The following is a 12726-nucleotide window of genomic DNA, read 5'->3' as shown; positions in this document are numbered from 1 at the left end:
GTCTGATGCGCGGTGCCGGGCGGGTGCGCGCGTGCTGCGGACGGACACGGGGCCGGGCGGGTCGTCGGGGCGCGTGCTGCGGACGGATGCGGGGCCGGAGAGGTCGTCGCGGCGCGTGCCGCGGAGGAATACGGGGCCGGAGGGGTCTTCGGCGCGCGTGCCGCGGACGGACGCGGGGCCGGGCGGGTCGTCCCGGCGCGTGCCGCGGAGGAATACGAGGCCGGGCGGGTTTGCGCGGCGCGTGCCGCGGGCGGACACGAGGTGGTGCGCCTGGGCATCGCCTTCCAGGACACCGTCTTCGCCGCCGCCCGGCGTCAGCGCCTCGCGCAGGCGTGGGAAACCGTCCGCTGCCAGGTCCACCTGTTCCTGCCGGCCTGGATCACCCACAGCACGGAGGGCTGCCTCGCCCGTGTCCCGAGGAGCACCGCGAGCTCGTCGCCGCCCTCCGTGCCCGCGGCACCGCTGCCGCCCCCGAACTCTTCGCCGCCCACCGCCGACCGGCCGTCGACGTGGTCTCGGGCACTGACTCGAGCCGAGGGCCTCCGGGGTCAGGAAGGCTTGGCCGCTGACACCGCGGTGACGGTCACCTTGTTGTCGCACTCGGCGAACTGGCCGTCATCCAGCGCGACTTGGTGTGATCCCGCCCCCGGCAGGCCGACCACCAGCGTGGGGTACACCACCGGATGTGAGCCGGACTCGCAGTAGCCGTCGGCCTCGCCCTGGACCTGGACGAAGGTCAGCTTCACCCACGCCTTGCCGCCCGGGGCCACCCGCACCGGCGACTCCGCGCCGCTGGGTGTCACCGACAGCGGAGAGTTGTGCTCCGGGGAACCATTGCCGGCGCCCGCCACCGACGGGTGACCGCTCAGGAGGCACGGCTGCCCGGAGACGTTGGTGAACTCGATGACCGCCGCTCCGGTTCCCGTGCCGTCGGGGCGAACGGCGGCCTGATACGCGGCCACGTCCAGGCTGGTGCCGGCGCAGGTCCTGGCGGTGTCGCCCGACGATCCGGATCCGGAAGGGGCGGCGGTGGTTGCGGGCGCTGTTGATGCCGTGTCCTTGGCGGGCTGCGAGGTGGCGGAGCCCGGTGAACCGGAACGGGTTTCCGAGGCGCTCGGCGTACCCGAGGGCGACCCGGCCGCCCCCGACCCGCCGCCGTCGGGCTGGCACCCGGTCACCATCAGCGCGGCTGAGGCCGCGACCATCACCATCACGGATCTGCGGATGCCGTTCCCGTACTGCATGTCGTCCCCCGAATTCGTCTCGCACAGAGGCCGGTCCACGCCGGCCCTCGCCCATGCAGACAGAGCCGGCGGCCAACGGGTTCGCCTCGCCGCCGACCTGTGACACAGCGGTGACGAGATCCGGGAGGGATCACCGCAACCGCCCCGACGCTGATCGGCCGTCGGTGGATGGCCGTCGGTGGATGGCCGTCAGGTGGGTGGCACGGAGCCGGCCCTGTCAGCAGCCTCAGGTCGGGCCGGCCCTCCTGGTCGGTCAGTCTCCGTACCTTGACCAGCCCCGCCACCACGCTTCCCCACGCTGCACCGGATGTCCGCCACCATCCCACAGGCTTCAGCGCATTATCGCCCATCCGGTGACCTATGTGTTCAGAGCACTAGCGTTACTCGAGTTAAGCGCGATCTTCGCGGGTCACACTGCTGCGTGGTTCGAGACGTAGTGAGGTGCGTATGGATAACGCAGTAGAAAGGGCGATCGAGTGCATTCGGGAGCGTTACGGCGAGCCGCTGACTCTCACGGAGATCGCCGAAAGCGCTCTGCTCAGCCGCTTCTATTTCACACGGCTGTTCAAAGAGGAGACTGGGCTCACTCCCGGCAGATTCCTGGCCGCGATCCGCATTCAGCAGGCCAAGCGGCTGATTGAGAGCACCTCGATGAGTATCACCGAGATATCCTTCGCGGTCGGATACAACAGCCTCGGTTCGTTCACCAACTCCTTCACGGCCAGTGTCGGAGTGTCTCCCAGCCGGTTCCGCCGGCTGTCGCGGGACGGGGGGGACGGGCTGCCAGGACCGGAGCCGAGCTCGCGGTCGGGATGCGGCATGGTCGCGGGGACGATCAGTCTGCCGGAGGGCCACGGGAACGCGCGCGTGTACCTGGGCGCCTTCCGCACGCCCATCGTCCAGCATCCGTCCGTCGCCTCGATCGTCGTCGACGTGCCGAGCGGCCGTCCGTCCTGCTACTCGCTGAAGAACGTTCCCGAAGGGGGCTGGCACCTGCTCGCGGTGGCGGTGGCCGACGGCATCGGGCCCGATCCGGCGGCCCGGCGGACCTCGCTCGTCGGGGGGCACGGCTCGATGACCGTGTCCGTGACCGCTGACGGCGTCACGAGCGCGGCGGTGCGTCTGCGCCCGATTCGGCCGGCCGACCCGCCGGTTCTGCTCGCGCTGCCCGAGCTCGAACCCCCGGCCACCGTCATGGCACACCCCGGCTGCGCCTCCGTCGCCCCGAGTCCGGATCCCGCCGGACGGCGCCAGGCCGCAGGCCACCTCCGGGTGGCGTCCGCGGCACCGGTGCCGTCACGGTCGTGAGGGCGGTGGATCACGGCACCATTTCCTGCTTGGTCTTGAGTTGCTCGGCGAGCAGGCTCCACTCCCTGCCGATGCGCTCGGCGATCGGGGCGATGACGCCGAGCCAGTGCGGCGGGACGGCGTCGATGAGCTCCCGCCAGTCTTCGTTGGGGTCGGTGGCGTGCAGCTGCATCCAGCGGAGGAACTCCCTGCCGCCCGCGGTGTACCGGATGGCGGGGTCGGTGGCCATCTTGGCCGCCACCGTCGCCCACGCGGGCGGCGCGTCGGTGTGGTTCCTGCGTTGCGGCGGCGCGGCGTCGACGCTCGGGGCCACCCGCAGCGGCACACGGGTGGCGCCGCCGGGAACCGCGCCGGCGGGCCTCGTCGCCTCTGTTTCCTGCCGCAGGGACTGCATGCACTGCACGGACTGCACGGACTGCACGGGCCGGACGGACTGCGGCAGTGCGGCGGGTGTCTGGCGTCCGTCCCGCTCGGGGGTGTCGCCGCGCCGGAGCCGCGCACTCACATCGTGGACGGTGCCGAGCGACACGTCGGTCTCCTTGGCGACCTGACGGAGCGGGGCGTTCGGATGGGCGGCGATGTACTCGGCGGCGCGCCGCCTGCCCTCGCCCGCGTCCACCGGACGCCGCCTTCCGTCCCGGCCGATGCGCTTGCCCTCGAGCGGGGCTCCGTCCGCCGACCGGTCGCGCAGCGACGCGATCGTCTTCGCGCTCAGCCCGGTGATCCCGGCGATGGCGCGGTCGGACCAGTCGGGGTGGGAGCTCAGGACACGCTGGGCTCCGGACACGCGGTCGGCCTTCGACAGCGGCAGTCCGTGCGCGCCATTCGCCTTCATGGCGATGACGAGCGCCTCGGAATTCGAGCAGTCGAGGAAGCGCGCCTTGATGCTGTCGTCGCCACGGAGCCTGGCGGCCTCCAGCCGGTGCAGCCCGTCGATGATGCGATAGCCGTCCATCTGGACGAGAATGGGCGGCAATTCCGCCGAGCCTGCTGCGTCGATGAGAAGCTGGATGTGAGCGGCGTCCGTTCCGCCCTGGCGCAGGGATACTCCGGGAGACAGCGCGTTGACGGGGACATCGCGTGCCGGCAGTGTCTCGAAATTCTTCAGATCGAATTCGCTGCGGGTCGATGATTCGGCGCTCTCCGTCCTGACGGGACTGAATGCACTCGTTATCAAGACGGCTTGCCCACTGCTCTGAGCCATTCCGTTCACTCCCTCTCTGCTGCGGCTGTCAATGAGCGTCGCAGGAGGGTCTTTAGCTGTAGTCGAGGGCAGGTGGACGCTCCCTGGAAACACAACACCGCGGGTGCCCGCCGATCCGGCGGACGCCCGCGGTGGGCGCGGAGGTCAGGCGTCCCTGCGTCGCAGCAGCACCGCCGCGATGGCCAGCAGGACGGCCGTCCAGAGTGCGAGCACTCCGAGGCCCTGCCACGGCCCCAGCACGTCGCCCCCGCGGGAGTGCTGCTGGGTGATCAGGAACCCGGCCTCCGTGGGGAGGTAGCCGTGGATGTGCTTGCCCACGCTGCCGGGCAGGAGCCTGGTCATCGGCGCGAGCACCAGGACGAAGGCGATGACGCCGGTGATGCTCGCCGCCGTGTGCCGGATGATCGCGCCGAGGGCGAGTGCGAACAGGCCGAGCAGGGACAGGTAGAGACCGCAGCCGACGACAGCCCGCAGCACGCCCGGGTCGCCGATCGCGACCGGCGCCTTGCTGTGCAGGATCGGCGCGCCGATGAAGAAGGAGGAGAACGCCGTCAGCTCACCCACCGCCAGGACCAGCAGCCCGAAGACCGCGCCCTTGGCCGCCAGCACCGGCACCCGCTTGGGCACCGCGAGCAGGCTGGCGCGGATCATGCCGGTGGAGTACTCGGAGGCGATGACCATCGCCCCCAGCACGCAGACCGCGAGCTGGCTGAGCAGGATGCCGCTGCCCAGGATGGTGCCGGTCGGATCGAGCCTCATGGTGGCCTGCTGGGACGGGTCGCTCTTGTCCCAGTTGGCGATACCCATCTGCATGAACACCGCGGTGAAGACCAGGGTGACCACGACCAGGATGGCGAGCGACCAGATCGTGGAGCGGACGGAACGGATCTTGGTCCACTCCGAGAGCATCAGCCGCCCGAAGGTCGGCTTGTACGCCTCGGCGACGGACACGGACGCGGGGGCGGTCGCGGCGGTCACTTCACACCTCCGGAGGTGGGTACGCCGGCGTCGTATTCGACGGCGTCCTTGGTCAGTTCCATGAAGGCTTCCTCGAGCGATCCGCGTCGGGTCGCGAGCTCGTGCAGGACCAGGCCGCCGGCGGCGGCGAGCTCGGCGATGCGGGGGGCGTCGAGCCCGGTGACGTCGAGGTCGCCCTCGTCGGCGTCGGTGACGGTGGCGCCCTCGGCCTTCAGCAGCTCGGCGAGCTGTTCCCGGTCGGGGGTCTTGACCAGGACGGACTGCTCGGTGCTGCGCTCGATGAACTCCTCGGTGGAGCAGTCGGCGACCAGCCGGCCGCGGCCGATGACGATGAGGTGCTCGGCGGTGACGGCCATCTCGTTCATCAGATGGCTCGAGACGAAGACGGCGCGGCCCTCCGCCGCGAGCGACTTCATCAGGTTCCGGATCCAGAGGATGCCCTCGGGGTCGAGACCGTTGACCGGTTCGTCCAGGATCAGCGCCGCCGGGTCGCCCAGCAGCGCGGCGGCGATGCCGAGTCGCTGCCCCATGCCGAGCGAGAAGCCGCCCGCCCGCTTGCGGGCCACCGAAGCCAGGCCGACCTGCTCGATGACCTCCTTGACCCTGCGCTTGCCGAAGCCCTGGGTCTGGGCGAGGCAGAGCAGGTGGTCGTGGGCGCTGCGGCCGGTGTGGACGGCGCGCGCCTCAAGGAGCGCGCCGACCACCCGCATGGGCTGCGCGAGATCGTGGTAGCGCACGCCGTTGACGGTGGCCTCGCCGCCGTCGGGCCGGTCGAGTCCCAGCAGCAGTCGCATGGTGGTGGACTTGCCCGCGCCGTTGGGGCCCAGGAAGCCGGTGACCCGGCCGGGCTCCACAGTGAACGACAGATCGTTCACCGCGGTCTTGTCGCCGTAGCGTTTCGTGAGGTTCTTGGCCTCGATCATAGTTACCTCAGTTGAATGGGCTGCGAGAGACTTACGGGGGATGAAATGCTTCCCACCCACCTTGGTACCAGGAGTGTGATTCCGTTCAGTAGGTGCCGGCCTGCCGGGTTCTGAACGATGGCCTCCGCTTCACGCACATGGCTATTTTGACGGCGATGACTGTCCGCGGAAGCGGGTTGTTTCATGTGCGTGTTTTCCTCAGTTGAACCCGGAAACCCATGAGGGTGGTCATGAATTCAGTCGTGAATGATCCGGCGAGCGCCGGGCGGCCGGTGATCGGGATCTGCGCGCGGACCGCGCCGGTCACGCTCCAGGGCAGCGACTTGGTCGTCAGCCTCGCGCTCCAGTCGCACGTGGCCTTCCTGTCCGCGGCGGGCTGCACGCCCCTGCTGCTTCCGCTGCTGCCCGGCGTCGAACGTCTGGTCGACCGGCTCGACGGCCTGCTGATCCCGGGCGGCCCCGATCTGGATCCGGGGCTGTACGGCGAGGCCACGCACCCGGTGACCCGGGCGATGAGCCCGGACGCCGACCGCGCCGAACTGGCGCTGGTCCGGGCGGCACTCGACGTCCAGCTGCCCGTCCTGGCCATCTGCCGCGGTATGCAACTGCTCAACGTGCTGCACGGAGGCACCCTCCACCAGCACCTGCCGGACGTCACGGGCCACGACGGCCACCGTCCGCGAACGCCGTCCTTCGAGCTCGGCCACCACCGGTTGAAGCTCCAGTCGGGCAGCCGGATCGCCGGCGTCCTCGATGAGGACGAGCCGGAATCGGCCTGTCATCATCACCAGGCCGTCAACCGGCTCGGCGCCGGCCTCACCGCCACCGGCTGGGCGCAGGACGGGACCGTCGAGGCCATCGAAGTCACGGATCACCCCTTCGCGATCGGCGTGCAATGGGAAGCCGGGCAAACGGCCGACAAACGACTTCATCAAGCACTCGCCCAAGCCGCCGAGTTTCCGAAAATCAGCTAGCCGCCGAAATTCACAAACTTGAGAAAAGGCTGCCCTGCGGGCAAGCTGATATCTGATCCCAATCTGAAGGAGAATTACAGATGTCGCCACGGATGCCTAACCCGTCTCTGGTTGTACCCGATGTTCTGCCGCCCATGCGCGCGCTGGTCAGGGCCATCAACAATGTCGGTGTGCCGTTGCAGACGCTTGTGCTCATCCATCTGCGGGTGAGTCAGATCAACGGCCGTCCGGTCCAGATCCCCGTGAAGAAGCGCGAATTCGAGGAGGCGGGGGAAGAGGACTACCGCCTCCCCCTGGTGGCGACCTGGCGGGAGCAGACCTGCTTCACCGACGCCGAGCGCTCGGTGCTGGCGCTGGCCGAGGCCGCCACGCGCATCAACGACCAGGTGGACCCGGTGCCGGACGAGGTCTGGGACGAGGCCGCCAAGCACTTCAGCGAGCAGGAGCTCGGCGCCGTGGTTCTCCACATCGGTCTGGTCAATCTCTGGAACCGCGTCAATGTCGTCACCAAGCAGGAGCCGGTGGACTGGCGTATCAACCCCAAGAAGTGGACCCCGATGACCTCTCGGCTCGCCGGGACCCGGTAAGCGCATTTCGTTCTCAGGCCCTGTTCGGTGGACGATCCACCGAACAGGGCCTTGTGCTGTTTCCGGACTCACACGTACAGGTGGGCGCGGCTGGCCGCGCTGGTGTTGAGGACGGCGAGCAGGGTCCTGGCCTGCACGTTGACGTAGCGGCTGTGCCCGGCGAGCCAGTTCAGCTGGCCCGGGGTGACCCAGTGGAATCCCGGGGGCGCCTGGGCGGGCGTCGTGGCCTCGTCGGTCTCGACGATCAGGTAGCGGCTCTCGGCGTTGAGGAACCGGCCGCCCTCCTCGGAGTGGATCGCCGAGTAGCGGACGCGGTCAGGGGACGCGTTCAGCATCAGGTCGAGGAAGGGCGGGCGGTGCTCCGCCGCCAGATGGACGTAGTTCGCCGGAACGCACTGCACGGTCGGCGCGAGTTCGGCGGTGTCGAGGAAGCCGCCCTCGACGCGCCCGTGCACGAGGACGTGCGGGACGCCGTCGAACACGCGGTGGGCGAAGCCGACGATCCCGGGACCCACCGGTTCGATGATCGGCTGGGTCCAGCCGACGACCTCACGGCCCGCGCCCTCGACGGACACCGCCACCACCCGGAAGAACCTGTCGTCGACTCGGCGGATGGACTGCTCGTCGCGCCGCCACCCGGCGACCTCCCGCAGGGGCATGCGGCGGGTGCGGATGTCCTGCCGGGCCCGTTCCCCCGTGAACCAGGCCAGCAGGTCGGAGTCGGACGACAGCGCCCCGGGCTCGGGAGGGGCCATCGGAGCGCTCGCCAGCACGGTGCGCGCGTCCATGTTCACGACGTTGTCCAAGCGGAGCATCGCCACGATCTGTCCGAGGGTGAGCCAGCGGAACTCGTCGTCGACGGGTACGTCACCGTCCACCTCGACGATGATGTTGCGGTTGCGCTTTTGGTAGAACCAGGCGCCGTGCTCGGATTGCAGGACGTCCGTGAGCACCCGGCCCCTGTCCGGGGCGAGGAAGTGTTCCAGGTACTTCACCTCCGCCCCGCCGTGGGCCTTCGTGTAGTTGCTGCGGGTGGCCTGCACGGTGGGGGAGAGCTGCACCAGGTTGGGGTTGCCGGGCTCCATCTTCGCCTGCATGAGGAAGTGGAGGACCCCGTCGAACTCCTTGGCCAGGATGCCGAGGATGCCGATCTCCGGTTGCACGATGATCGGCTGCTGCCACTCGGCCGCCGGCCGGACGACGTGCAGGCCCTCGACGGTGAAGAACCGTCCGCTGCGGTGCCGCAGGTCGCCGGTCTCCGGCGCGAACGACCAGTGGTCGAGTTCGGCGAACGGGATCCGCCGGATCGTCGTCCCACAGGACAGCCGGTGGAAGTCCAGCCAGCCCGGCACGTCGGAGGTCGCGATGTGGACGCCCTCCGCCGTCGCGGCGGACAGGGCCAGCCTTTCGGAGATCCCGGCTCCGGAACGCGGAACCAGTCGTGCCCGTGCGCTCACGGCCGACCACCGCTCTTCTCGACCGGCTTCCACCACTGCGGGTTGTCCTGGTACCACGCGACGGTCTCGGCAAGACCCTTGTCGAATGGCGTGAGGGGAAGGTGGCCGAGCTCCCGCTCGATTTTGGTCTGGTCCAGGGCGTAGCGCCGGTCGTGGCCCTTGCGGTCGGTGATGTGCCGGATCATGTCCGGCTCCGCTCCGCACAGTTCGGCGAGCCGGTGCGCCAGCGTCAGGTTCGGCACGGCCGTACCGGCGCCGATGTTGTAGGCCTCGCCCGCCCTGCCCCCGGTGAGCACCCGGTGCACGGCCCGGCAGTGGTCGTCCACGTGCAGCCACTCGCGGATCTGCTGTCCGTCCCCGTAGACGGGGATGGGGCGTCCTTCGAGCAGATGGGTGACGGCGAGCGGGATGAACTTCTCGGGGTGCTGGTAGGGGCCGTAGTTGTTGGAGCAGCGGGTGACCGAGACGTTCAACCGGTGTGTGCGGAAGTAGGCCAGGGCGATGAGGTCGGACGCGGCCTTGGACGCGGCATAAGGGGAGTTCGGCAGGAGGGGGGACTCCTCGGTCCAGAATCCCTCGTCGATGGACCCGTACACCTCGTCCGTCGAGACGTGCACCACCCGCTCGATGCCGACCGTCAGGCAGGCCTCGAGCAGCGCCTGCGTGCCCTCCACATTGGTCCGGACGAACGCGGTGCCACTCTCGATCGAACGGTCCACATGGCTCTCGGCCGCGAAGTGCACCGCCGTGTCCTGGCCGTCCAGCACCGTGCGCAGCAGCTCCCGGTCGAGGATGTTCCCCCGCACGAAGGTGAGCCGTGGGTGGGAGGCGGGGAGGTTGTCACGGTTTCCCGCGTAGGTCAGCTGGTCCAGAACGGTGACGTGCGCGTCCTCGAAACCCGGATATCCCCCGTCGAGCATGGTCCGTACGTAATGCGAGCCTATGAATCCGGCTCCGCCGGTGACGAGGATTCTCATGAGAGCACATCGCAGTCGGAATTCCACGGTCGAAGCATGTGTCTTTTCCCTTTTCGATGAGGGGATGGATGCCGCGCAATTCACGCTAAAGAAGTGCCTGATTCCGGGCATCTTTCAGATTGCCGGTTCAACCGCTGAAAACGTCGGGGGTGGTGGCGGGTCTCGTCCCGCCACCACCCCCGAGCAGGCCTTACCGACCGGTGTACGCCGCGAGGTGTTCGCCGGTGAGGGTCGACCGGCCGGCGACGAGGTCGGCGGGAGTGCCCTCGAAGACGATCCGGCCGCCCTCGTGGCCGGCACCGGGGCCGAGGTCGATGATCCAGTCGGCGTGGGCCATCACGGCCTGGTGGTGCTCGATGACGATCACCGACTTGCCCGCGTCGACAAGACGGTCGAGCAGTCCGAGCAGGTTCTCGACGTCGGCGAGGTGGAGGCCGGTGGTGGGTTCGTCCAGTACATGGACGCCGCCCTTTTCCGCCATGTGGGTGGCCAGCTTGAGCCGCTGGCGTTCGCCGCCCGACAGAGTGGTGAGGGGCCGGCCGATGTCGAGGTAGCCGAGACCCACGTCGGAGAGGCGTTCGAGGATCCGGAGGGCGGCGGGGACGCGCGCCTCTCCGGCGCCGAAGAAGTCCTTGGCCTCGTCGACCGGCATGGCGAGGACGTCACTGATGTCGCGGCCGCCCAGACGGTAGTCCAGGACCGACGCCTCGAAACGCCTGCCCTCGCAGTCCTCGCAGGTGGTGGCGACGCCCGCCATCATCGCCAGATCGGTGTAGATGACGCCCGCGCCGTTGCACGTGGGGCAGGCACCCTCGGAGTTGGCGCTGAACAACGCGGGCTTCACACCGTTGGCCTTGGCGAAGGCATTGCGGATCGGGTCGAGCAGGCCGGTGTAGGTCGCCGGATTGCTGCGGCGTGAACCCTTGATCGGCGACTGGTCGACGGCCACCACGCCGTCCCGGCGTGCCACCGAGCCGTGGATCAGCGAACTCTTGCCGGAGCCCGCCACCCCGGTGACGACGCACAGCACGCCGAGGGGGATGTCGACGTCGACGTCCTGGAGGTTGTGCGTCGCGGCGCCGCGGATCTCGAGGCACCCCTTCGGCTCCCGGACCGTCTCCTTGAGGGTGGCCCGGTCGTCGAGGTGGCGGCCGGTGAGCGTGCCGCTGTCCCGCAGCCCTGCGAGGGAACCCTCGAACATCACCGCGCCACCGTCGGCGCCCGCGCGCGGGCCGAGGTCGACGATGTGGTCGGCGATCGCGATCGCCTCCGGCTTGTGCTCCACGACAAGCACCGTGTTGCCCTTGTCGCGCAACCGCAGCAGCAGGTCGTTCATCCGGCTGATGTCATGGGGGTGCAGGCCCGTGGTGGGCTCGTCGAAGACATAGGTGGTGTCGGTGAGCGAGGAGCCGAGGTGGCGGATCATCTTGACGCGCTGTCCCTCACCGCCCGACAGGGTGCCCGCCGGACGTTCGAGTGAGAGGTAGCCGAGGCCGATCTCCACGATCGAGTCCAGGGTGTGCTGCAGCTTGGCCAGCAGCGGCGCCACCGACGGCTCGTCCAGCTCGCGCACCCACGCGGCCAGGTTCCTGATCTCCATCGCGCAGGCGTCGGCGATGCTGATCCCGCCGATCTTCGACGACCTGGCCTCCTCGCTGAGCCGGGAACCGCCGCACTCGGGACAGGAGGTGAAGGTCACCGCCCGCTCCACGAACGCCCGGATGTGCGGCTGCAGCGATGCCTTGTCCTTGGACAGCATCGACTTCTGGATCTTCGGGATCAGGCCCTCGTAGGTCAGGTTGACACCGTCGATCTTCACCTTGGTCGAGTCACCGTAGAGGAAGTCCCGCATCTCCTTCTCGGTGAATTCGCGGATCGGCTTCTTCGGGTCGAGGATGCCCGACTCGGCGTAGACCCGTGTGGTCCAGAAGCTGTCCTGCTTCCAGCCGGGGATGGTGAACGCGCCGTCGCCGATCGCCTTGGAGTCGTCGTAGAGCTGGGTGAGGTCGATGTCGGAGACCAGGCCGCGGCCTTCGCAGCGCGCGCACATGCCGCCGTGGTAGACGGCCTTGCGCACCACGATCCGCTCGCCCTTGCCCTTGTCGACCTTCATGGCCCCGCTCGCCGTCCGCTTGGGGACGTTGAAGGCGAACGCGCTGGGCGGGCCGACATACGGCTGCCCGAGGCGGCTGAACAGGATGCGCAGCATCGCGTTGGCGTCGGTGGCGGTGCCGACCGTGGAGCGGGGGTCGGCACCCAGCCGCTGCTGGTCGACGATGATCGCGGTCGTCAGCCCCTCCAGGACGTCGACCTCGGGACGCGCGAGCGTCGGCATGAAACCCTGCACGAACGCGCTGTACGTCTCGTTGATCAGCCGCTGCGACTCCGCGGCGATCGTGCCGAACACCAGCGAGCTCTTGCCCGAGCCGGACACCCCGGTGAACACCGTCAGCCGGCGCTTCGGGATCTCGACGCTGACGTCCTTGAGGTTGTTCACACGCGCACCGTGCACGCGGATCAGATCGTGGCGGTCGGCGACGTGAGGCTCGGACGAGCGCGCGTCCGTCCTGGTGTCCTTGCTCATCGTGTCTCCATCTCTCAGGATGCGGACCGCCTTTGCCCGGTCCCATCCGGCGAGATTAGAGCGCAGCCCTCGAATCCCCCTCGAGGAGGACTCGAGGGGGACTGAAGGGGGATTCAAGGGGACGCTCCGACCTCAGCGGTCCTGCAGCAGTCCGAGAACATTGCCGTCGAGGTCGGTGACGGTGGCCACCAGACGGCCGCCGCCGACGTCGGCGGCGGCGTTCTTCACCGTGGCGCCCGCGGCGGTCACCTCGGCCAGCTTCGCCTCGATGTCGGGGACGTGCCAGTAGGCGACCGGCGAGGTCATCCCCTGCGTTCCCGCTCCCGGCACCAGCCCGATGTGCTGACCCGCGACATCGAAGCCGACATAGAAGTCCCCGTCGGTCTGCGGTTCGACGCCGAGCAGGGCGGTGTACACCTTCTTGGCCGTTGCCAGGTCCACGACGGGATGCAGAACGGTCTTGATTCCCTGGACGGCAGGGTCAGCCATG

General features: G+C 69.1%; 12 protein-coding genes. 4 read left to right on the top strand and 8 right to left on the bottom strand.

Going from position 1 to position 12726, the window contains the following annotated elements:
- Positions 1-548: 548 nt before the first annotated feature.
- On the bottom strand, positions 549-962 hold the full coding sequence (locus tag AB0D27_RS20455) for a DUF4232 domain-containing protein (protein ID WP_362510453.1): 414 nt from the start codon (positions 960-962) through the stop codon (positions 549-551).
- Between the two features lie 10 nt (positions 963-972).
- On the opposite strand from AB0D27_RS20455, the gene AB0D27_RS20450 reads away from it, so the two are divergent.
- The gene (locus tag AB0D27_RS20450; protein WP_362510450.1) at positions 973-1347 is read left to right on the top strand and encodes a hypothetical protein; all 375 of its coding nucleotides are present in this window, start codon (positions 973-975) and stop codon (positions 1345-1347) included.
- A 344-nt stretch (positions 1348-1691) separates the two neighbouring features.
- On the top strand, positions 1692-2552 hold the full coding sequence (locus AB0D27_RS20445; protein WP_362510447.1) for an AraC family transcriptional regulator: 861 nt from the start codon (positions 1692-1694) through the stop codon (positions 2550-2552).
- 10 nt (positions 2553-2562) lie between these two features.
- On the opposite strand, the gene AB0D27_RS20440 is transcribed toward AB0D27_RS20445, so the two are convergent.
- From AB0D27_RS20440 to AB0D27_RS20430, 3 genes are all read right to left on the bottom strand, one after another.
- A complete protein-coding gene (locus tag AB0D27_RS20440) occupies positions 2563-3756 on the bottom strand; it encodes a ParB N-terminal domain-containing protein (protein WP_362510444.1) in 1194 nt (397 codons plus the stop codon).
- A 144-nt stretch (positions 3757-3900) separates the two neighbouring features.
- Positions 3901-4734, bottom strand: a complete 834-nt coding sequence (locus tag AB0D27_RS20435; RefSeq protein WP_362510441.1) for an ABC transporter permease — start codon at positions 4732-4734, stop codon at positions 3901-3903.
- Positions 4731-5657, bottom strand: coding sequence for an ATP-binding cassette domain-containing protein (locus AB0D27_RS20430; protein ID WP_362510438.1), 927 nt, complete (start codon positions 5655-5657; stop codon positions 4731-4733). The genes AB0D27_RS20435 and AB0D27_RS20430 overlap by 4 nt, the downstream gene beginning before the upstream one ends.
- A 230-nt stretch (positions 5658-5887) precedes the next feature.
- Here AB0D27_RS20430 and AB0D27_RS20425 point away from each other — a divergent pair, with 230 nt between their 5' ends.
- Positions 5888-6631: a gamma-glutamyl-gamma-aminobutyrate hydrolase family protein gene (locus AB0D27_RS20425; RefSeq protein ID WP_362510436.1), complete on the top strand. Its 744-nt coding sequence runs from the start codon at positions 5888-5890 to the stop codon at positions 6629-6631.
- 134 nt (positions 6632-6765) lie between these two features.
- Positions 6766-7218, top strand: coding sequence for a carboxymuconolactone decarboxylase family protein (locus tag AB0D27_RS20420; protein WP_362510433.1), 453 nt, complete (start codon positions 6766-6768; stop codon positions 7216-7218).
- A 68-nt stretch (positions 7219-7286) separates the two neighbouring features.
- Here AB0D27_RS20420 and AB0D27_RS20415 read toward each other — a convergent pair whose 3' ends face one another.
- From AB0D27_RS20415 to AB0D27_RS20400, 4 genes are all read right to left on the bottom strand, one after another.
- Entirely contained in the window at positions 7287-8675 is a 1389-nt protein-coding gene (locus AB0D27_RS20415; protein ID WP_362510430.1) for an NDP-hexose 2,3-dehydratase family protein, read from the bottom strand.
- The gene (gene rfbB / locus AB0D27_RS20410) at positions 8672-9652 is read right to left on the bottom strand and encodes a dTDP-glucose 4,6-dehydratase (protein WP_362510427.1); all 981 of its coding nucleotides are present in this window, start codon (positions 9650-9652) and stop codon (positions 8672-8674) included. The genes AB0D27_RS20415 and rfbB overlap by 4 nt, the downstream gene beginning before the upstream one ends.
- A gap of 190 nt (positions 9653-9842) precedes the next feature.
- A complete protein-coding gene (locus AB0D27_RS20405) occupies positions 9843-12236 on the bottom strand; it encodes an excinuclease ABC subunit UvrA (RefSeq protein ID WP_362510424.1) in 2394 nt (797 codons plus the stop codon).
- A 132-nt stretch (positions 12237-12368) separates the two neighbouring features.
- Positions 12369-12725 carry a VOC family protein gene (locus AB0D27_RS20400; RefSeq protein WP_362510421.1) on the bottom strand — a complete coding sequence of 119 codons (357 nt, stop codon included), beginning with the start codon at positions 12723-12725 and terminating at the stop codon, positions 12369-12371.
- Position 12726: the final 1 nt, after the last annotated feature.

The sequence above is a fragment of the Streptomyces sp. NPDC048415 genome (genome assembly GCF_040651675.1).
Taxonomy (GTDB): Bacteria; Actinomycetota; Actinomycetes; order Streptomycetales; family Streptomycetaceae; genus Streptomyces.
Note: the sequence above shows the minus strand (reverse complement) of the source record. Positions and strands in the feature narration are given on the sequence as shown.